A 20,738-nucleotide genomic window follows, 5' to 3' on the forward strand; every position below is an offset into this window, starting at 1 on the left:
ACCCCGTATCACTGCGTCACCTCAGGCAGCACAACGGTTCGGGGCGATCTGAGCCTAGTTCAGAATGGGATTACGGCAAGTTTTCCCCGGTTCGCCCAAAAAACCAGAACCCCTGGCATGTGGCGGTTTGAGCGGTGACTCTCCCCCGGATCAGACGTTTGCCAACGGGCAGGCAGGGCGGATCGCGCCGGGCCCGAATTGTGACCGGACGTGTCCGCCGCGATCCCCGCTTGGCTCAGAATCTTAAAAATGGTTATTTTGTATACAGTATCCACCCTGCTAGGTTGAATCAGGTTCCGGGGGCAGCAGCAACGCCCGCTGTCCGGGCATGGACCCTAACCCAAGCAAGGATGAAAACGATGCTCCCGAAACCGACCCCTAACTCCGGCCGACTCCGACTCGGCTGGTTGGCCCCGCTGCTGCTGAGCAGTGGCATGGCCAGCGCCAGTTCAGTACACGACCACGATCATGGCCTGCCGCCCCAACTGGCCCAGCGCGCCGCCCTGACCAGCCTGGAGGATGCCCCGAAACCCAGCCAGCAGGCCCCGGCCACGCTGGACTCTGACAGCCCGCAGCTGATGATGGCGCAGCCGATGGCGGTGGCGGCCTGTGCCGACCTGCTGCCGCTGAGCGGCCAGATCCTGGTGGACGCGGTGCTGGCCAGTGACGCCGATTGCCTGAATGACCTGTTCGACCTGACCGGCGCTGATGCCGGCACCGCCTTTGCCGAAGCCCGGATGATCACTCTGGCGCAGGCGCTGGAGCAGAGCGCCCGCAGCTACAACGGCAGCAACGACAGCGGCATTCTTAACCTGATTCTGTACCTGCGCGCCGGCTACTTTGTGCAGTGGTATCACCGAGACGACGTGGGGGAGTACGGTAGTGCCCTCTCTGACGCCAGTCTGGCGGCGCTCAATCAGTTCTTTGCCAGCCCCCATCTGGGGGACATCAACAACGCGCACGGCGAAGTGTTGTCGGAAGCGGTGATCCTGATCGACAGTGCCGGCCACAATGCCCCGCTGCTGTGGGTGGTGAAGCGATTGCTCAGTGATTTCGATGATCGCTACCTCGACCACTGGTACCTGCGCAGCGCCATCAATGGCACCTTTACCGTGCTGTTCCGCGGTCAATGGGCAGCGGGCTACGCCGAGGCCGTCGCGGCAGACGCCGAGCTGGTGTCGGTACTGGCGGCCCTTATCGACAACAATCCGAACCTGATTGGCAGCGACAACGAGTACCTGATCAACAACGCCACCCGGGAACTTGGACGTTTGCTGCTGTTCGGTGAGCCGGTCAAAAGCCGGGTCAAACCGCACCTGCAATCTCTGCTTGAGCGCTACAGCATGACCGGCCACGGCAGCGGCGTCTGGTTGGCGGCGGCTGAGATGGCGGACTACTACGACGACTGCGCCGACTACGGTGTGTGTGGTTATCAGGCCGAGCTGGAAGCTCAGGTGCTGGCCATTGAGTACAGCTGCAGCAGCACCCTGAGGATCCGCGCTCAGGCGATGACACAGGCGCAGCTGAGCCAGAGTTGTGCTGAGATGGCGGAGCAGGAAACCACCTTCCACCAGATGCTGGAAACCGGTTATGAGCCGGTGGCCGATGACAACAACACCGCCCTGGAGGTGGTGATCTTCGACGATTACGACAACTACGCCCGCTATGCCGGCACTTTCTTCGGCATCAGCACCAACAACGGGGGCATGTACCTGGAGGGGAACCCGGCTACCGAAGGCAATCAGGCCCGCTTTATCGCCTACGAGGCCGACTGGCTGCCGGAGTTTGAGGTGTGGAACTTGCGCCATGAGTATGTGCATTACCTCGACGGCCGCTACAACCTCTACGGCGATTTTGGCGATTCCATCAGTGAGGCCACCATCTGGTGGATTGAGGGGCTGGCGGAGTACATCTCAAAACTCGATGACAACGCTGATGCCTTCTCTGTCGGGCTGAACAACCAGTATCTGCTGAGTGACCTGTTCGGCAACGATTACAACAGTGGCCAGGATGCCATCTACCGCGGCGGCTACCTGGCAGTGCGCTTTATGTTTGAGCGCCATCGCAGCCAGGTGGATGCCCTGTTGGCGGAGCTGCGGGTGGGGGATTACGCCGGTTATGCCAGCCAGATGTCGGCCATTGGCAGCAGCCACGACAGCGAGTTCAGCGAGTGGATGAACGACCCGGGCAGCGTAACGCCCTGTACCGACTGTAACCCGCCGGCCTGCAGTGAGGACGCCTGTGACCCCAACCAGCAAACCATGACGGCCGGGATCAGCAAGGTCGGCGTGAGCGGCAATGGCGCGGCCTACTACAGCATCTGGATTCCGGAGGGCACCAGCGCCCTGACCATAACCAGCAGTGGCGGCACCGGCGATGCCGATCTCTATGTGCGCTTTGGCCAGTGGCCCAACCGCAGCGATTTTGATGGTGCGTCAACTCAGGTTGGCAATCAGGAGCAGGTGGTGATCACCGCCCCCTCAACAGGCGGCTACTACTACATTGCGCTGTACAGCGATAGGGCGTTTGAGGGGATCACTCTCAACGCGGAGTTTGCCGCGGCACCGCAGGCTCCCGATGGTGCCACCGACCCGGACAACGGCACCCTCCACAACGGCTACACCAAGCAGGGGCTGGCCAGCGACAGCCAGCTTTACTATGCACTGTTTGTGCCGGAGGGCGCGCAGGACCTGAGCTTTGAGCTGAGCGGTGGCAGCGGCGATGCCGACCTCTACATCCGTGCCGGTAACTGGCCCACGGAAAGCGATTGGGATTACCGTCCCTATATCGGTGGCAATGAGGAGCGGGTGACCATCGCGACGCCACAACCGGGCACCTGGTACTACGTCATGGTGAAGGCGTACCAACCCTTTGCCGATGTGAACCTGACGGCGCGCTTTACACCGTAATCGGGCACTCACCCACGAAAACGCCGGCTCAAAGCCGGCGTTTTTTGTTGGGTCGCTCAATCCACGTTATAGACAAAGATCAGGCTGGCGCCTTTCAGCGCGGAACCGTAATTGACCAGCAGGCCGACGCCCACATCATCCAGCAGGGGGACTTTGCCCCGGGTGTTCAGCAGCCACTCGGCGCTGAACTCATAGTAATAGTGGGTATCGAAGGGCCGCACGGTATCGCCGTTGATGTCGATGCGGCTCAGGCTCAGGCGGTAATCCTGGTCTGGCAGTCCGGCAGGGAAGGGGCGACGCATCGACACCCCGTTCAACCAGCGCCACGACTCCGGGTCGGCCGACACCAGGGGGCCGGGCTCGTCAAAGGTTCGCCCCCAGGTGTAGGCAAACGCAGAGCGGTAGTGCCAGTAGGCCCGTCCCCGTTCAAACCGGTAGTCCACCCGCAGTTCCGGCTGCACCATCCAGGCGTTGACTTCAATGTTGGTCAGCCGGTTGTCCAGCTGCGGTTGCAGCTGGCGGGATACGCTGTTGCGGAAGCTGAAGTCATTGTCGTAGCGCATCAGGTAACCGCCCAGCCCAAACTGCAGCTGCCAGTGTTTGCTCAGGGGATAGCGATAGGTGGGCTGAACAAACAGGGTGTAGATGGTGTCGTCGTTCAGGTCGACGGTGGCGTCTTCCAGCGGAAACAACGACAGCTCCTGTTTGGAGCGGACATAGGAGAGGCGTGCGGTCAGGCCCAGGTCGCCGCCCTGAAACCCGGTCAGGTGCCAGCTCCAGGGCAGGGTGTAGACGGTCAGCTCGTTGCGCAGCTCCACTGAGTTTTCGTCGCCAAAGTCCGGGTCATCGATGGGCAGAAACTCGTTGGGGTCGAAGTTCACAAACCCCAGGGTGATCGCCTCGGTGTTGCTGAGCAGCGCCGCGGTGCTGAACACCTCGTTGAGCTGTTGCCGCACCGCCTGCTCCAATCCGGGCAGCGTATTGGCCTGCAACGGCGAGCTGCCCAGCAGCAGGGCAAGGGGCAGGGCATGGCGTAAGCGGTGGCGCATTAAACGTCCTGTTGATGTGGTGATAGTCGCCACTATAGCCGGGTCCGTAAGCGCCCGGCCAGCCTGGATTTCTGCGCACCTTATCGGCGCACGCCACTGCACCAGCTCGGGGCAGTAACGGCATGAATACGTATGCAAAACATTGTTGCCAGCCGGGGCCACTGATTACCATCGGTGAACATGCCGGTAACACGGCGCTGCGGCGTTTTTACGTTGTGGTTCGAACTTGTCTCGAAGTTGGCTAGGATAAGCCCGGCAGGTAAGCCCAAGATAACAATAAGAGGAACCTGGGATGGTGAAGGAAAAACCCGATCTGAGCTTTTGGCAGATCTGGAACATGTGCTTCGGCTTTCTCGGTATTCAGTTCGGTTTTGCCCTTCAGAACGCGAACGTCAGCCGTATTTTTCAAACCCTCGGCGCCGAGATGGACACCATTCCACTGCTGTGGATTGCCGGTCCGGTCACTGGGCTTATCGTGCAGCCCATCGTGGGCCATTTCAGCGACAAGACCTGGACCCGATTGGGCCGTCGTCGCCCCTACTTCCTCTACGGTGCCCTGGCCACCAGTCTGGCGCTGGTGGTGATGCCCAACGCCAGCGTATTGTGGATGGCGGCCGGTATGCTGTGGATCATGGACGCGGCCATCAACGTGTCGATGGAACCCTTCCGCGCCTTTGTCGGTGACAACCTGCCCAAGCGCCAGCAGGCCAAGGGCTACGCCATGCAAAGCTTCTTTATCGGCATTGGCGCCGTGGTGGCGTCGATGCTGCCGTGGATCCTGGCGCAGTTCGGGGTCAGCAATCAGGCGCCGGAAGGCACCATTCCCGATACCGTCCGCTACGCCTTCTACGCCGGTGCCGTGGTGCTGTTTGCCGCCGTCGCCTGGACTGTGTTCCGCAGCCGCGAATACTCCCCTGAGCAACTGGCGGAGTTTGAAGCTGCCGAGCCTGCCAGTGAGCGCCACCACAGCGAGCGTCGGGACGCGGCCGCCTACCGCCGCAGCGCCCTGGCCTGGCTCAGCCCCGGCTTGTTGGCCACCTTTGCCATCTGGCTGTGGGATTGGCATCCGCAGCTCTATATTCTCAGCGTCGCCCTGATGGTGTTTGGCCTGCTGCAACTCTGGGTGGCTCAGAGCCGTGCCCGTGGGAGCGCCGACAATGGCATGGCCACGGTAATGGATGACCTGTTCTCCATGCCTACCGCCATGAAGCAGCTGGCGGTGGTGCAGTTCTTTTCCTGGTTCGCCCTGTTCGCCATGTGGATCTACACCACGGCGGCGGTAACCGGCGTCCACTTCGGTTCCAGTGACCCCAGCTCCGCCGCGTATAACGAGGGCGCCAACTGGGTGGGGGTGTTGTTCGCCGCCTATAACGGCTTCTCCGCGCTGGCGGCAGTGGTGATCCCGGTGATGGTGCGCCACTTCGGACTGCGCCGCGCCCACCTGCTCAACTTGCTGCTGGGGGCCGCCGGTCTGGCTTCCTTCCTGGTGGTGTCGGACCCGACCCTGCTGCTGGTGGCGATGGTGGGGGTGGGCTTTGCCTGGGCCTCCATCCTGTCACTGCCCTACGCCATGCTGGCGGGGTGTCTGCCCGCCGCGAAGATGGGCGTCTATATGGGGATCTTCAACTTCTTTATCGTGATTCCTCAGCTGCTGGCAGCCAGCGTACTGGGGCTAATCCTGCGCCTCGGCTTTGATAACCAGCCGATCTACGCGCTGGCCATCGGCGCCGTCAGCCTGGTGATTGCCGGGGTGGCCACCCTGCGGGTCAGCCAGAATGGCGCGGCCCTCAGCCAAAGCCCCAGCGTGTCCTGAGGAGGTGACGATGATGACGGTACGTCCCCTTGCCCTGGTGATGGCCGCTCTGCTGAGCGGCTGTGCCAACAGCGGTGCCGGTTCGGCGCCCCAAAGCCTTGCTAAAAGTCAGCCAGAGTACTTTGGCACCGCCCACCCCTTTGCCAGTGAAGCGATCTACTTCCTGATCACCGACCGCTTTGTCGACGGTGACCCGGACAACAACTACCCGGAGGATTCCGGCTGGGACCGGCCCCTGCGCTGGGACAATGGCGATGTGGCCAATGTCGGCTTTCAGGGCGGGGATTTTCGCGGCGTGCTGGACAATGCGGATTACATTACCGAGATGGGGTTTACCGCCGTCTGGATGACCCCCATTGTTGCCAACCCGGCGGACGCCTTTAATGGCGGCGACCCGATCCGCCGCCAGGGTTTTGCCATGGACCGCGGCAAAGCGGGCTATCACGGCTACTGGGGGGTGAACTTCTACCAGCTGGATAAACACCTGCCGTCGCCGGGGCTGGACTACGCCGCGTTTACCGGGGCGATGTCGGATAAGGGCCTGAAAACCGTGCTGGACGTGGTGATCAACCACGGCTCACCGGCGTACACCATGCCGGAGCCGCTGCCGGGCTATGGCCAGCTCTATGACGAGCAGGGCCGACTGGTGGCCGATCACCAGAATCGGCCACCGCAGCAACTCGACCCGGCCAATCAGCCCCTGCACCGCTTCTTCAATACCGAGCCTGACCTGGCCCAGCTGGCGGACATGAACGTCGAGCAAGCCGAGGTGATGGACTACTTTGTCGGTGCCTACCTGAAGTGGCTGGAGCAGGGCGCGGCGGCGTTCCGAATCGACACCGTTAAGCACGTGCCGGCGTCCGCCTGGGCCGAGTTCAGCCGCCGCATCCGCGCCGAATACCCGGACCTGTTTATGTTTGGTGAGGTGTACGACTTCGATGCCGGGGTGATTGGCCAGTACACCTTCCCGGACAAGGGCGGTATGAGCGTGCTGGATTTCCCGATGAAAGCGGCGCTGGGGCAGATATTTGAGCAGGACGCCGGTTTTGAAGTGCTGGCCTCCACCCTGCACCTGAGTGGGGACACTTACGCCAACCCCTACGAGCTCACCACCTTCTACGATAACCACGACATGCCGCGGATCAACGCCAGCGACGAGGGCTTTATCGACGCCCACAACTGGCTGTTTACCGCCCGGGGGATCCCGGTCATCTACTACGGTTCCGAGATGGGATTTGAGCGCGGCAAGGCGGAGCACGCCGGTAACCGCAACTACTTTGGTGTGGACAATCTGGAGGCCGCCCGGTCGCATCCCATCCGTCAGCAGTTGAGTCGCATCGCCAAGGTGCGCCAGCAGTCGGTGGCACTGCAGCGGGGCCTGCAACTGACCCTGACTCTGGAGGGGGACAGCGCCATCTTCTATCGCGTTTATCAGCGTGGTGATGAGGCTCAGACCGCGCTGGTGCTGCTGAATAAGGGCGATACGCCGATGCCGGTGGCGGAACAGCGGATGATGCAGTCGGGTCAGTGGCGGGATGCCTTCAGCGGTGAGGTGGTCACGCTGGCCGAGGGCGAGGCTCTGGTGGCCGAGGTGCCGGCCCACGGTGTGCGGGTGTTTCTGCGCGAAGGCCAGATTGAAGGGGCCGAGCTGAACTCGGCCCTGGCGGCACTGCAATCCCGTTGAGCGTCAGGCTTCGCCGCAACTCTTGCGGGGGACCAGTTGAGTGGGGATGGTGACGGAGCGCACCGGCTCGCCCCGGATCTGCCGCACCAAACTCTCCACCAGCTGTTCTCCGGCCCGTTTGGTGTCCTGGCGAACGGTGGTGAGCGGCGGCGAGGCAAAACGTGCCACCGGAATGTCGTCAAAGCCGACCACGGCCACGTCGTCCGGCACCCGCAGGCCCCGGGCCTGCAACGCCTGCATGGCACCGACCGCGATCAGGTCGCTGGCGGCGAAGATGGCATCGAAGTCGGTGCCACGGTCCAGCAGAGTGGTGACCGCATCGAAACCGGCCTGTTCGGTGGTGATGGCATCCTGTTGCAGGGCGGGTTCAATGCTGAGTCCTGCCTCCAGCAGGGCCCGGACGTAGCCCTGATAACGGGCAAAGAACTCCGGATAGTGGTGCGAGGCGTTACCGATAAAGGCGATGCGGCGACGACCCAGTGCAATCAGGTGCTGACTGGCGTCCTGGCCGCCCTGACGATTGTCGCAGCCCACCGACAGGCCGCGCCCTTCCGACAGCGGGCCCCAGCGCACGTAGCGGGTGCCTTGCTGGTCGAGCTGTTTCAGCTTGGGCTGGTAGTCGACGTCATCACCGTAGCCGAGCAGGATGATGCCATCGGCTTTGTGGCTGTCCTCATAGTCGGCATGCCAGTCATCCGACAGCTGCTGGAACGACACCAGCAGGTCAAAGCCCTGTCGGGCGCAGGCCCGGGTAATGGAGCCCAGCATCGACAGGAAAAAGGGGTTGATCAGGGAGTCATCCGTGGTTGGATCCTCAAACAGCAGCAGTGCCAGAGTGGCGCTCTGTTGGGAACGCAAGCTGCTGGCGTGCTTATCCACTTTGTAGTTGAGTTCACGGGCGATGCGCTGAACCTTTTCAATGGTCTCCGCTTTAACCAGCGGACTGTTGCGCAACGCACGGGACACGGTGGATTGAGACACCCCAGCCAGGTGGGCGATGTCGAAGGAGGTCGCTTTGCCTTTCATGACGTTTTTTATGGTTATCCAAGCGAAGACCGAACACGAGCCACTATACCCCAAGCGAACCGGGGATAACATTGCCGGAAAACCGGCACAATCAGCTGAGAACGAACCATGCAAAAGAACGAACTGACCCTGCTGGTGGCCGATATTGGTGGCACAAACGCCCGGTTTGCCCTGGCCCATTGCACCGGGGCCGGCATTGAGGTCAGCCAGGCGCGCCACTTCCCCAGTGCCGATTTCGCCTCACTGGAAGCGGTGGCTCGGCACTACCTCGACACGCTGGAATCGGCTCCGGCACTGGATGGTGGTTGTCTGGCAGTCGCTGGGCCGGTGGCGGGGGAGCGCATCGCCCTGACCAACCTGAACTGGTACGCCAACGTCAGCGAGTTGCAGCGTCAGCTGGGGTTGCCGCGATTGGCGGTGATCAACGATTTTGTCGCTTACGCCTACTCCATTCCGCAACTGCCGGACAGCCAGCGCCAGGTGGTGAAGCCCGGTGAGCCGATGGCCGGTGCTCCGCGGGTAGTGCTCGGGCCGGGAACCGGCTTCGGAGTGGCCTCGCTGGTGCCCACCGAGCGGGGCTGGCTGGCGATCCCATGTGAAGGGGGCCACATCAGTCTGGCCGCCACCAATGAACGTCAGGCGGCGCTGGTGGAGATCCTGCGGCGTCGCTTCCCCCATGTGTCGGTGGAAACCGTGCTGTGCGGGCGCGGGCTGGTGAACCTGTATCAGGCGATGGGGCAGCTGCTCAACCTGCCGGCACCCCTGACCACACCGGCGGAGATCACCTCCGCCGCGCAGGGCGGCCAGGACCTGCTGGCGCGGGAAACGCTGGCGGAGTTCTGCCGGTGGCTGGGCAGCGTCACGGCGGACCTGGTGCTGGCCCAGGGCGCCCGGGGCGGCGCCTGCCTCGGCGGCGGTATCCTGCCACGCATCGCCGAGTTCCTGCAGCACAGCGACTTTACCCAGGCCTTTGGCCACAAGGGGCTGATGACCGGCTATCTGGAACCGGTGCCGGTGGAGTTGGCACTGAAAAGCGATACCGCCCTGATGGGGGCGGCGGCCTGGTTCCGCGACCACGGTTGATGCCCCGGCGGCGCCTGTGCAGGCGCCGCTGTCACCTTTTGCTACCACATTCGCGGCGGTTCGCTGCCAGCTTCCCCTGTTTTCCCCCTTTGTCGATGTGTTTCAATAGTGTGACCGGCCGGATGCCGGTTGTGGGTAAGGCGCAATCTACGATATTTCCTTTTGGAATAAATGGGCTTGTTTTTATAAGCAATAATACGGACGTGTTGGCCGGTTCGCTGGCTTAGATAAACCCATTCAAGGAGCAGGGAAGATGGACAAACAACGCATGACTCACTTGAAGCAGTTGGAGGCCGAGAGCATCCACATCTTCCGTGAGGTTGTGGCCGAGTTTGATAACCCGGTGATGCTGTATTCCATTGGTAAGGACTCCTCCGTATTGCTGCACCTGGCCCGCAAAGCCTTCTACCCCGGCAAGCTGCCGTTTCCTCTGTTGCACGTCGATACCGACTGGAAATTCCGTGAAATGATCGCGTTTCGCGATCGCCTGGCCAAAGAGTATGAGCTGGACCTGATTGTCCATAAGAACCCCCGTGGTCTTGCCCTGGGCATCAACCCCTTTGACCACGGCAGCGCCACCCACACCGACGTGATGAAAACCGAAGCGCTGAAGCAGGCGCTGGACCAGCACCGCTTCGATGCGGCCTTCGGCGGCGCCCGCCGGGACGAGGAGAAGTCCCGTGCCAAGGAGCGGGTGTACTCCTTCCGGGACCAACACCATCGCTGGGACCCGAAGAATCAGCGCCCGGAGCTGTGGAACCTCTACAACGGCAAAGTGAACCCCGGCGAAAGCATCCGCGTCTTCCCCCTGTCCAACTGGACCGAACTGGATATCTGGCAATACATCTACCTGGAGAACATCGAGATCGTACCGCTGTACCTGGCCGCACCGCGTCCGGTGGTGGAGCGCGACGGCAGCCTGATCATGGTGGACGATGAGCGTATGCCGCTGGCCCCTGGAGAGGCGCCGGAGCAGCGCATGGTGCGGTTCCGTACCCTCGGTTGCTACCCCCTGACCGGCGCGGTGGAGTCCGAAGCCGACTCGCTGGAGGGGATCATCCAGGAGATGCTGCTGACCAAAACGTCAGAGCGGCAGGGCAGGGTGATCGACCACGACAGCAGTGGCTCGATGGAGAAGAAGAAAGTGGAAGGCTATTTCTGAGCCCGGCTCAGTCAAGGAGAGGTTATGAGTCACAGTTCCCAACTGATTGAGCAGGACATTCAGGCGTACCTGAAGCAGCACGAACAGAAAGCGCTGCTGCGCTTTATCACCTGCGGCAGCGTCGATGACGGCAAAAGCACTTTGATTGGGCGCCTGCTGCACGACGCCAAGATGATTTTTGAAGACCAGCTGGCGGCCATTGAGTCCGACAGCAAAAAGGTGGGCACCACCGGCGAGAAGGTGGACCTCGCCCTGTTGGTGGATGGCCTGCAGTCTGAGCGCGAGCAGGGCATCACCATTGACGTGGCCTATCGCTATTTTTCCACCGATAAGCGCAAGTTCATCATTGCCGACACCCCGGGACACGAACAGTACACCCGCAATATGGCGACCGGCGCGTCCACCGCTGACCTGGCGATCATCCTGATTGATGCCCGCTATGGCGTGCAGGTGCAGACCCGTCGTCACTCCTACCTGGTGTCACTGCTGGGCATCAGGCAGGTGGTGGTGGCGATCAACAAAATGGACCTGGTGGCGTTTGATCAGGACCGTTTTGACGCCATCGTCGCCGATTACCAGTCGCTGGCTGAGCAGCTGGGGCTGAGTCAGATCCACTATGTGCCGATGTCGGCGCTGGAGGGGGATAACGTGGTCAGCGCCAGTGAGCGCACCCCCTGGTACCAGGGCGAACCCCTGATGACCCTGCTGGAAAATGTCCCCCTGACCGGCAGCGATGCCGGCCAGTCACTGCGCTTCCCGGTGCAGTACGTGAACCGCCCCAACCTCGACTTCCGGGGTTACGCCGGTACGCTGGCGGCGGGCACCGTTGCCGTGGGCGACCCGGTGGTGGCACTGCCCTCCGGCCGCACCAGCACGGTCAAATCCATCGTCACCTTTGATGGCGAGCTGGCGCAGGCCCACGCGGGGCAGGCGGTGACCCTGACCCTTACTGACGAGATCGACGTCAGTCGCGGCGAGATGCTGGTGGCACCCGATTCGCAGCCCCATCACAGCAGCCGTTTGAGCGCGCACCTAGTGTGGATGAGTGACACCGCGCTGGTGCCGGGACAGGAGTACCTGATCAAGCTGGGCACCAAAACCACCACCGGTCGGGTAGACCGGGTGGAGGAGCGGGTGGACATCAATACCCTGAAACCGGAAGCGGCAGAGACCCTGGCGCTGAACGAGATTGGGCTGGTGGCGCTCACCCTCAGCGAAGCGGCGCTGTTTGACCGCTATCAGGACAACCGCCAGACCGGTGCCTTTATCGTGATTGACCGCCTGACTAACGTGACGGTCGGTGCCGGGTTGGTGCAGGCACCGCTGGAGCCGTCTCTGTCCCGGGTCAGCCGCGCCCGCTACAGCGATTTTGAGCTGGAGCTGAATGCCCTGATCCGCAAGCAGTATCCGCACTGGCAGGTTCGTGATATCCGCCTGGATCTGGATGACGAGGACGGCCAGTGAGCCTGACTCTGGCGCAATGGTCGGTGGTGGCACTGGCGGTGGGCCTGGTGGTCGCGCTGGTGCTGTCCCGGGCCCGTCCGGTGATGCTGTTCGCCGCCGTGGGCCTGGGCACCGTGCTGCTGGGGGTCATTGAGCCGCCGCGCCTGCTGGTGCTGGCGGCCAACCCGGCGGTGATCACCCTGCTGCTGCTGTTGCTGGTGTCTGCGGCGCTGGAGAAAACCGGGCTGCTGAGCCTGGTGGGACGTTACCTGTTCCGGCCCGGCTACCGCACCACGCTGGCGCGGATGGGCACCGGCACCATGGTCAGTTCGGCGTTTCTCAATAATACCGCCGTGGTGGCGGCGATGGCGGGCGCGGTCAGTCGCCAGCCCGACCACCTGCCGTCGCGTCTGCTGCTGCCCCTCTCTTACGCTGCCATTCTGGGCGGCACCCTCACCCTGGTGGGCACCTCCACCCATCTGGTGGTGAATTCGGTGTTGATGGAACAGGGGGAAACCCCGCTGGCGCTGTTCGATTTTCTCCCGGTTGGCTTGGCGGTGGCGGTGGCCGGGCTGGGCCTGTTGCTGCTGTTGGCCGGCATGCTGCCGCGTCATCCCAAGGCGCCGGAGGCGGACAATCCCTACTTTATTGATGCCGAAGTGCTGGCGGACAGTCCGCTGGTGGGGCGCAGCGTGCAGCAGAACGGACTGCGCGCCCTGCAGGGCCTCTATCTGGCGGAGATTGTCCGGGATGGCCAGTTGTTGGCGCCGGTGACGCCGGAGCTGGTGCTGCAGCGCGGGGATAAACTGGTGTTTTGCGGGGACGTCAACCAGCTGGGCGAGCTGCAACGCTTTAAAGGACTGTCGCTGTTTGCCGGCAGCAACGGTTTGCTGAAACAGAACCTGGTGGAGGTGCTGGTCAGCCCCACCTCACCCATTGTCGGCAAAACCCTTAAGGAGTCGGATTTCCGCGCCCGTTTCGATGCTGCTGTGGTGGCGATGCGTCGCCGTGGCACCCGCTTGTCGGGCAAACTTGGCACCATTCCGCTGCAAGGCGGCGATATCCTGGTGCTGGCGGTAGGGGAGCGCTTTATCAAGCGGCCCCAGCTGAGCCGCCACTTCTACCCCATCGGCGGCACCGAGCTGAGCCGGCCCCTGGCCCGCTGGCAGGAGCTGCTGGCGGTGGGCGGTTTTGCCGTCACGCTGCTGGCCAACCTGTTGTGGTCGGTGCCCCTGTATGTGGGTCTGGCGGTGTTGCTGATGGCGCTGCTGGGCAGCGGGGTGCTGAACAGCAACGATGTGCGCCAGCGGTTTCCCTTTGAGCTTTGGGTGATCATCACCGGCGCTCTGGCGTTGGCCGAGGGGTTCAGCCAGAGTGGACTGGCGGGGTTGATCGCCGATGCGCTGCAGCAACGCCTCAGTGACGGCGGTGTGATGATGGCTTTTATCGGGGTGTACCTGGCGGCTCTGGTAACCACCGAACTGATGACCAACAACGCGGCAGCCGCTTTGGTGCTGCCCTTGGCACTGAGCCTGGCCCATGCCTTTGGGGTCAGCGCCATGCCCTTTATTATGGCGGTGGCCTACGGCGCCAGCGCCAGCTTTATCAGCCCGTTCAGCTACCAGACCCACATGATGGTGATGAACCTGGGCGATTATCGTAAGCGGGATTACGCGCGCCTCGGGGTGCCCCTGTCGCTGCTGTACAGTGGCCTGGTGCTGTGGCTGATCCCGCACCTGTTTCCTTTCTGATACCGAGACTGGCCGATGACGGAAAATCTCACCTGGCACCCACACCAGATCACCCCGGATGAACGCCGGGCAAACAAAGGCCACGGCGCTGCGGTGCTGTGGTTCACCGGCCTGTCCGGTTCGGGCAAATCCACCATCGCCAACGCGCTGGAACAGAAGCTGCACCAGGCCGGAGTACACAGCTACCTGCTGGATGGTGACAACGTCCGCCACGGGCTGAACCGGGATCTCGGTTTCAGCGACGACGACCGGGTAGAGAACCTGCGCCGGGTCAGTGAAGTGGCGGCATTGATGGCGGACGCCGGACTGGTGGTGCTGACCGCCTTTATCTCACCATTCCGCTCTGAGCGCGACGCGGTGCGCCAGCGCCTGCCGGAGGGGCAGTTTATCGAGGTGTTTATCGATACTCCGTTGGCGGAGTGCGAGCGACGTGACCCCAAGGGGCTTTACCAGAAAGCCCGGGCCGGGACGATCCGCCAGTTCACTGGCATCGACTCCAAATACCAGGCCCCGGAGCAACCGGATGTGCATCTGCGGGCGGACCAGCTCACGCCCGAGCAGTGTGCCGAACGGTTGCTGGCCGCCCTGCGTGAGCGTGGGGTGATTGGGTGAGCCGCTACGACGTTTTTAATGGCGATGCCGACGGCATCTTTGCCCTGCTGCAGCTGCGTCGGGTACACCCCTGTGACGCGATCCTGGTGACCGACATCAAGCGGGAGGTGGCGCTGCTGTCGCGCCTGCCTGCGGTGGCGGGCGACCAAGTCACCGTGCTGGACCTGTCGATGGCCAGCAATCGCGATGACCTCGAGCGTCTGCTGGCGGCTGGGGTCGACGTGGAGTATGTCGACCATCATCACGCCGGCGAGCCGCTGCAGCACCCGCGGCTGCAGGCCACCATCGACCTCTCCCCCCACACCTGCACCAGTCTGTTGGTGGACAGGATGCTGTCCGGCCGTGAACGTATTTGGGCGCTGGCCGGGGCCTACGGCGATAATCTGCTGGCGGAAGCGGACGCGCTGGCGCAACAGATGGGGCTGACAGAGGCGGAGCGCGATGCCGCATATCAACTGGGCACCCTGGTTAACTACAACGGTTATGGTCGCCATCTGGACGACCTGCACCTCCATCCCGCCGAACTCTATCGCGCCCTGCAATCGTACGATACGCCGCTGCAGGCGTTATCCGATCCGCACTCCCCGGTAGCTCAGCTGCAACAGGGCTATCAGGCCGACCTGAACCAAGCGGAGGCGCTTGAGCCGGAGCGGCAAACCCCCGGTGGCCGGGTTTATCGATTGCCGGATGCTGCCTGGGTGCACCGCATCAGCGGTGTATTTGCCAATGCCCTGGCCAATGCACACCCAGAGCAGGCGATCGCCCTGATGACCCCGCTCCGTGATGGCCATTGGCGGGTGTCGGTGCGCGCACCTCTGGCCTGCCCCCAGGGGGCGGATCTGCTGTGCCGACAGTTTGTCAGCGGAGGCGGTCGTGCCCGGGCGGCAGGCATCAACCGGCTTGAGGAGCATTCAGTGGCCGACTTTATTGCGGCCTTTGAACAACAGTACTCAGGCATAAAGTGAGTTTTCGCTTACAGGCGCTCGGCGTGATTCCATGCCATTGTTTTGTCTTGCCCCGAAAAGTGGCAAAATGTGCGGCACTGGAGCCCCGGGTGGGCTGAATTCACACCGTTACTGGACGTAAGCCACCTTGGCTTGCCGAACGCTTTATGTCTCGAAAATATTTTGGTACCGACGGGGTGCGTGGCCTGGTGGGTCAGTACCCCATTACCCCCGATTTTGCACTGAAGCTGGGTTACGCAGCAGGCCAGGTGATGGCCGCTGAAGGCACCCGCGAAGTGATCATCGGTAAAGACACGCGCATCTCTGGTTACCTGCTGGAATCGGCCATGGAGTCCGGCCTGATTGCCGCTGGCGTTAATGTGGCCCTGACCGGACCGCTGCCGACCCCGGCCATTGCCTATCTGGCGCAAACCTTCCGCGCCGATGCTGGTGTGGTGATCAGCGCCTCGCACAACCCCTATCACGATAACGGCATCAAGTTCTTCTCGAACAACGGCACCAAACTGACCGACGCCAATGAGCTGGCCATCGAAGCGGCTCTGGACCAGCCGATGGGCTGCGTTGACTCGGCCAATCTCGGTAAAGTGCGTCGTATCCACGATGCTGCTGGTCGTTACATCGAATTCTGTAAGAGCACCTTTGACCATGGCGCCAGCCTGGAAGGGCTCAATATCGTGCTGGATTGCGCCCACGGTGCCACCTATCACATCGCGCCGGCGGTGTTCCGTGAACTGGGCGCCGAGATCACCGTTATCGGTGACAAGCCCAACGGCACCAACATCAATGACCATTGCGGCGCCACCCATCTGGATGCGCTGGTCGACAAGGTGCTGACCATCGGTGCGGACATGGGCATCGCCTTCGATGGCGATGGTGACCGGGTGATGATGGTGGACCACACCGGTGCGGTGGTGGATGGTGATGAGATCCTCTACATCATCGCCCGTCATTGGCAGGCGACCGGCCAGATGGAAGGCGGTGTGGTGGGTACCCTGATGGCCAACCTGGGCCTGGAGTTGGCGCTCAAAGCACTGGATATCCCGTTTGCCCGCTCCAAAGTGGGTGACCGTTACGTGGTTGAGATGCTTAATGAGAAGGGCTGGATGCTGGGCGGTGAGAACTCCGGCCACATCCTCAGCCTCAAGCACCACAGTACCGGTGACGGCATCATCGCCGCCCTGCAGGTGCTCAATGCGCTGCGCTACCTCGACCAGAGCCTGGCGGACGCCCGCTCCGGCATGACCAAGCTGCCGCAGGTGCTGATCAATGTCCGTTTCAGCGGCAACAGTGCCCCGCTGGAGCACGAGACCGTATTGGCCGAAGTGGCCGCCGTGGAAGCGGAGATGGGCGACAAGGGCCGTGTGCTGCTGCGCAAATCCGGCACCGAGCCGCTGATCCGGGTGATGGTGGAAGGCGACAACAGTCTGGATGTGCGTGGCCTGGCCCAGCGCATTGCCGATGCGGTACAGGCGGTCGACGCCGGATAATTGCTGCCACATAATGGTAAGGCCCGCCTGGAGCGGGCCTTTTGCCGTTTGTTGGCGGGCTTAGCCGCTATGGCGTCACCGAATTTCATGGAAGCTTCGCAATGACGGACATCTCGCTGCCCCCGCTGCGCCTCGGCGTCGACCTCGGCGGCACCAAGATTGAATTGATTGCACTGGACCCAAGCGGGACGGTGCGCTGGCAGGAGAGGGTGGCCACCCCGGCCGGGAATTACCACGACACGCTGGACGCCATCACCGATCTGGTTTTGCGCTGCGAACAGCAGCTGGGCCAGTCCGGCACGGTGGGCATCGGCATCCCCGGTGTGGTGTCCCGCCACACCGGTCTGGTTAAGGGTGCCAACTCGGTTTGCCTTAATGGCCAGCCGTTGGAGCAGGACCTCGGACAGCGGCTGCAACGCCCGATCCGCAGTGCCAATGACGCCAACTGTTTTGCCATATCGGAAGCCACCGATGGCGCGGCCGTCGGGTATCGCACCGTGTTTGGCGTAATCCTGGGAACCGGCTGCGGCGCCGGGATTGCGGTGGATGGCCGGGTTCATGAAGGGCCCAACGGCGTCGCCGGTGAGTGGGGGCATAACCCACTGCCGTGGATGACGGCTCAGGAGTTTCCCGGCCCGGCCTGTTTCTGTGGCCGCCATGGCTGCATTGAAACCTTTATCTCCGGCACCAACCTGGCCCGTCAGTATCGGGAGCACACCGGAGCGGGCCTGGCCGGACCGGAGATCCTGGCGCGGGTCGCGCAGGGGGAGACGGCGGCGGAGCAGGTGTTCTGCGCCTACCTGGATCAGGTGGCCCGGGCGCTGTCCCACGTAGTGAACCTGCTCGACCCCGACTGCATCGTGTTGGGGGGCGGCCTCTCCAACGTGGAACGCCTGTATCAGGAACTGCCCCAGCGACTGCCCGCTTATGTGGTGGGCGGTGAATGCCGGACACCGGTGCTGAAGCACTGTCACGGTGACGCCTCCGGCGTGCGCGGTGCGGCCTGGTTGTGGGGACGCTGATGGGGTTCTGGCTGAAGAAGGCGATTACCGCCCTGATCCTGCCGATACCGCTAGCCTGCGCCCTGATTCTGGCGGGCCTGCTGCTGCGTCGGCGGGCGCCAAAGCTGGCGTTGACGCTGTTGCTGGCGGGGCCGGTCTACCTGCTGGCCCTGTCGTTTTCCCCCATCAGTACGGCGCTGGCCAATTCACTGGAGTCTCACTACACCAGCTGGCAACCCGGCGCTGAGGTGGCCTATGTGCTGGTGCTGGGCAGCAGCCACAGCAGTCACCCGGACCGGGCCGCCACGGCCCAGTTGTCGGCCACGGCGCTGGGTCGTCTGATGGAGGGGATTCGGGTCTGGCGCGCCAATCCCGACGCGACTTTGGTGCTGTCCGGTTTTGCCGGCAGTGACCCTACCCCCCATGCCGAGCTGATGAAGTGCGCAGCCATCGAGCAGGGGGTGCCGGAAAGCCATATCCACACCTTCCCACAAGCTCGGGATACCGAGCAGGAAGCCCGGCTGACGGCGCCTTTGGTTGGGGCGGCGCCCGCGGTGCTGGTGACCTCGGCCAGTCATATGGATCGGGCGTTGTCGCTGTATCAGGCCCAGGGCCTGTCGGTCACCCCGGCGGCCACCGACTTTATCGCACAACCCACCCGGGCCTGGTATTTCAGCGCCCGTAACCTGTGGACCAGCCAACGGGTAATCCACGAGTATCTGGGCCAGCTCTGGCTGGCCATTAAGTCCTGAGAAACTGCTATGCCACTGTTGTGGATCGTGACCCTGATCTGGGCCTTCTCCTTCTCCCTGATTGACGTATATATCGCCGGCAAAGTGGACGCGTACTTTGCCGTCTGGTCGAGGATGCTGCTGGCCACCCTGTTGTTCGCCCCGTTGTTGTCCCGCCGGGTCGGTATGACTCTGGCCGGTAAGTTGATGCTGATTGGGGCGGTGCAGCTGGGCCTGATGTTCACGCTGCTGTACCACGCGTTTGCCTTTCTGTCGGTGCCGGAGGTGCTGCTGTTTACCATCATGACGCCAATCTGGGTGATGGTACTGGACGATGCCCGGGTAGGGCGGTTCCGACCCAGAGCGTTGTGGCCGGCCCTGGCGGCGGTGGTGGGGGCGGCGTTGATCCGCTATCAGCCACTGGAACCGGGCCTGTGGTTTGGCTTTGCCCTGGTGCAGGGGGCCAACCTCTGTTTCGCCTTTGGTCAGGTGGCTTATCGTTCGCTGCCCCACACGGTGCCGCGCCATCAGGCGTTTGGCTGGTTCTTTGTGGGTGCCTTGGCGCTTGCCAGCGTCGCTCTGATGCTGTTCGGCAATCTGGAGCGCCTGCCGCAGAGTTCGCTGCAGTGGGGTGTGCTGCTGTGGCTGGGCCTGGGGGCGTCGGGCCTGGGCTATTTCCTGTGGAATCTGGGAGCGACCCGGGTCTCTACCGCGCAGCTGGCGGTGATGAACAACGTGCTTATCCCCGCGGGCATTCTCGTCAACCTGTTACTGTGGCAGCGCGACGCTGACCTGTTCCGGCTTGCGCTGGGGGGCGGCATCATTCTGTTGTCGTTGTGGTGGAGCCCGCCGAAGGCGACTGAGACTGGGTGCGATAGTCGCGGATCAGGGCGATAAACTCGTCCGGTGAGCGGTCAAGGCAGCTGTGGTGCAGGTAGAGGTCGTAACCCAGCTGCTGACGCAACGCCATCTGGTGCACCGCATAGGCGGCACGGACGCCGGTCAGGTTGGGCTCGGGAAGGGTGTCGATGTCGGGCAACAGGCTGGCGCATTGCCCATCGCGACAGTTGGGTTCCGCCAACAGGGTGAGAGGGCGCTGTTCCCGAATCAATGCCAGCGCCAGTCGCGGTGAGATGCTGTGGTAAAACCGGGCGGGATCACGCAGGCGGATGCCAACGTAATCGAGGGGCTGGTCGGGTCTGGATGGGGCGGTGGGACGGTCAATGCGCAATAGCTGCTGCCAGTCCACCTGGTAGTTGCCGCGGCGGTGGTGGTAACGCAACCCTTCCGGGCCAATACGAAGCGTGATGGCGGGTTCAATGCGCTTGCCGATGGCCAGTACGGCGCAGAACACCGTCAGCAGGGCCAGAGGCAATAACCAGAGCAGTGACAGCCCGTTGGAGAGGGCGATCAGAAAGACCAACGCCAGCAAGCCGGACAGCAGGGAAAGGGTCAGGCGGTTGCGACGTGAGAGTGGGGCAATATTGATCACATCCATGTGATCAGAGTAGCCGAATCAGGCGCTTTTGACTTCGCTCAGCTGCGGTTCTTCGCCTTTGGGCTTGTCCAGGCGCAGTACCTCTTCCTTCAGACGGGTACCGATAAACTGGCCGCCTTCGAAGATCTCAATCTTCTCGGAAAGTACTTCGCCGTCCACCATGCCATTGGCGGTAATGGAGAGCTTGCTGCACTTCAGCTTGCCTTTGAAGTGACCGGAAACGCGAACTTCGGTGGCTTCCAGCTCACCCTCGACCCGGCCCTGTTGCTCAATGATAACGCTGCCTTTGGCGGTCACAGTGCCTTCAATGGCACCATCGACCATGCAGTCGCTTTCCAGCACCAGATCACCCTTGAGGCGGCAGTCTGCGGAGATGTAGGTCAGGCCGGAGCCGCTTGTTTTCGTTTTTTTTCCGAACATAGTGGTCAGTCTGTGTAGTCAGTCGATGAATGGGCCGGTGCCCGGCATGATGAAAGGCTATCAATGCCGATAAAGGGCGACCGAAAAGTCACTCAACTTTACTG

Annotated in this window: 17 protein-coding genes; 13 read left to right on the forward strand and 4 right to left on the reverse strand. The window is 62.6% G+C overall.

Annotation, left to right across the window (positions count from 1 at the left end; all coding sequences use genetic code 11):
* Window positions 1-359: 359 nt before the first annotated feature.
* Window positions 360-2,909 (forward strand): M9 family metallopeptidase, encoded by a 2,550-nt coding sequence (locus FBAL_RS05655; RefSeq protein WP_013344616.1) that lies wholly within the window; start codon window positions 360-362, stop codon window positions 2,907-2,909.
* 56 nt (window positions 2,910-2,965) lie between these two features.
* Here the strand turns inward: FBAL_RS05655 and FBAL_RS19510 are convergent, their stop codons facing one another.
* On the reverse strand, window positions 2,966-3,958 hold the full coding sequence (locus FBAL_RS19510; RefSeq protein WP_013344617.1) for a Solitary outer membrane autotransporter beta-barrel domain: 993 nt from the start codon (window positions 3,956-3,958) through the stop codon (window positions 2,966-2,968).
* Window positions 3,959-4,250: 292 nt separating this feature from the next.
* Between FBAL_RS19510 and FBAL_RS05665 the strand changes: the two genes are divergently transcribed.
* The gene (locus FBAL_RS05665; protein ID WP_013344618.1) at window positions 4,251-5,771 is read left to right on the forward strand and encodes an MFS transporter; all 1,521 of its coding nucleotides are present in this window, start codon (window positions 4,251-4,253) and stop codon (window positions 5,769-5,771) included.
* Between the two features lie 10 nt (window positions 5,772-5,781).
* Window positions 5,782-7,455 carry an alpha-amylase family glycosyl hydrolase gene (locus FBAL_RS05670; protein ID WP_013344619.1) on the forward strand — a complete coding sequence of 558 codons (1,674 nt, stop codon included), beginning with the start codon at window positions 5,782-5,784 and terminating at the stop codon, window positions 7,453-7,455.
* 3 nt (window positions 7,456-7,458) lie between these two features.
* Here the strand turns inward: FBAL_RS05670 and FBAL_RS05675 are convergent, their stop codons facing one another.
* Window positions 7,459-8,481 carry a LacI family DNA-binding transcriptional regulator gene (locus tag FBAL_RS05675; protein ID WP_013344620.1) on the reverse strand — a complete coding sequence of 341 codons (1,023 nt, stop codon included), beginning with the start codon at window positions 8,479-8,481 and terminating at the stop codon, window positions 7,459-7,461.
* A gap of 108 nt (window positions 8,482-8,589) precedes the next feature.
* Between FBAL_RS05675 and glk the strand changes: the two genes are divergently transcribed.
* From glk to FBAL_RS05725, 10 genes are all read left to right on the forward strand, one after another.
* Window positions 8,590-9,564, forward strand: a complete 975-nt coding sequence (glk, locus tag FBAL_RS05680; RefSeq protein WP_013344621.1) for a glucokinase — start codon at window positions 8,590-8,592, stop codon at window positions 9,562-9,564.
* Between the two features lie 235 nt (window positions 9,565-9,799).
* Window positions 9,800-10,726: a sulfate adenylyltransferase subunit CysD gene (cysD, locus tag FBAL_RS05685; RefSeq protein ID WP_280963945.1), complete on the forward strand. Its 927-nt coding sequence runs from the start codon at window positions 9,800-9,802 to the stop codon at window positions 10,724-10,726.
* A 24-nt stretch (window positions 10,727-10,750) separates the two neighbouring features.
* Window positions 10,751-12,190, forward strand: a complete 1,440-nt coding sequence (gene cysN, locus FBAL_RS05690) for a sulfate adenylyltransferase subunit CysN (RefSeq protein ID WP_013344623.1) — start codon at window positions 10,751-10,753, stop codon at window positions 12,188-12,190.
* The gene (locus FBAL_RS05695) at window positions 12,187-13,920 is read left to right on the forward strand and encodes an SLC13 family permease (RefSeq protein ID WP_013344624.1); all 1,734 of its coding nucleotides are present in this window, start codon (window positions 12,187-12,189) and stop codon (window positions 13,918-13,920) included. The genes cysN and FBAL_RS05695 overlap by 4 nt, the downstream gene beginning before the upstream one ends.
* Window positions 13,921-13,935: 15 nt before the next feature.
* Entirely contained in the window at window positions 13,936-14,532 is a 597-nt protein-coding gene (gene cysC / locus FBAL_RS05700; protein WP_013344625.1) for an adenylyl-sulfate kinase, read from the forward strand.
* On the forward strand, window positions 14,529-15,497 hold the full coding sequence (locus tag FBAL_RS05705; RefSeq protein ID WP_013344626.1) for a DHH family phosphoesterase: 969 nt from the start codon (window positions 14,529-14,531) through the stop codon (window positions 15,495-15,497). Before cysC ends, FBAL_RS05705 begins: the two co-directional genes overlap by 4 nt.
* A 146-nt stretch (window positions 15,498-15,643) precedes the next feature.
* On the forward strand, window positions 15,644-16,984 hold the full coding sequence (gene glmM, locus FBAL_RS05710; RefSeq protein WP_013344627.1) for a phosphoglucosamine mutase: 1,341 nt from the start codon (window positions 15,644-15,646) through the stop codon (window positions 16,982-16,984).
* 101 nt (window positions 16,985-17,085) lie between these two features.
* Window positions 17,086-18,006, forward strand: a complete 921-nt coding sequence (gene mak, locus FBAL_RS05715; RefSeq protein WP_013344628.1) for a fructokinase — start codon at window positions 17,086-17,088, stop codon at window positions 18,004-18,006.
* Window positions 18,006-18,737 (forward strand): ElyC/SanA/YdcF family protein, encoded by a 732-nt coding sequence (locus FBAL_RS05720; RefSeq protein WP_013344629.1) that lies wholly within the window; start codon window positions 18,006-18,008, stop codon window positions 18,735-18,737. The genes mak and FBAL_RS05720 overlap by 1 nt, the downstream gene beginning before the upstream one ends.
* A gap of 9 nt (window positions 18,738-18,746) precedes the next feature.
* Window positions 18,747-19,613 (forward strand): EamA family transporter, encoded by an 867-nt coding sequence (locus FBAL_RS05725; RefSeq protein WP_013344630.1) that lies wholly within the window; start codon window positions 18,747-18,749, stop codon window positions 19,611-19,613.
* Here FBAL_RS05725 and FBAL_RS05730 read toward each other — a convergent pair.
* The gene (locus FBAL_RS05730) at window positions 19,537-20,214 is read right to left on the reverse strand and encodes a DUF2982 domain-containing protein (protein ID WP_013344631.1); all 678 of its coding nucleotides are present in this window, start codon (window positions 20,212-20,214) and stop codon (window positions 19,537-19,539) included. The genes FBAL_RS05725 and FBAL_RS05730 overlap by 77 nt on opposite strands.
* A gap of 18 nt (window positions 20,215-20,232) precedes the next feature.
* Window positions 20,233-20,634 carry a bactofilin family protein gene (locus FBAL_RS05735; RefSeq protein ID WP_013344632.1) on the reverse strand — a complete coding sequence of 134 codons (402 nt, stop codon included), beginning with the start codon at window positions 20,632-20,634 and terminating at the stop codon, window positions 20,233-20,235.
* Between the last annotated feature and the right edge of the window lie 104 nt (window positions 20,635-20,738).

It is taken from the genome of Ferrimonas balearica DSM 9799, from assembly GCF_000148645.1.
GTDB classification, from domain to species: Bacteria; Pseudomonadota; Gammaproteobacteria; order Enterobacterales; family Shewanellaceae; genus Ferrimonas; species Ferrimonas balearica.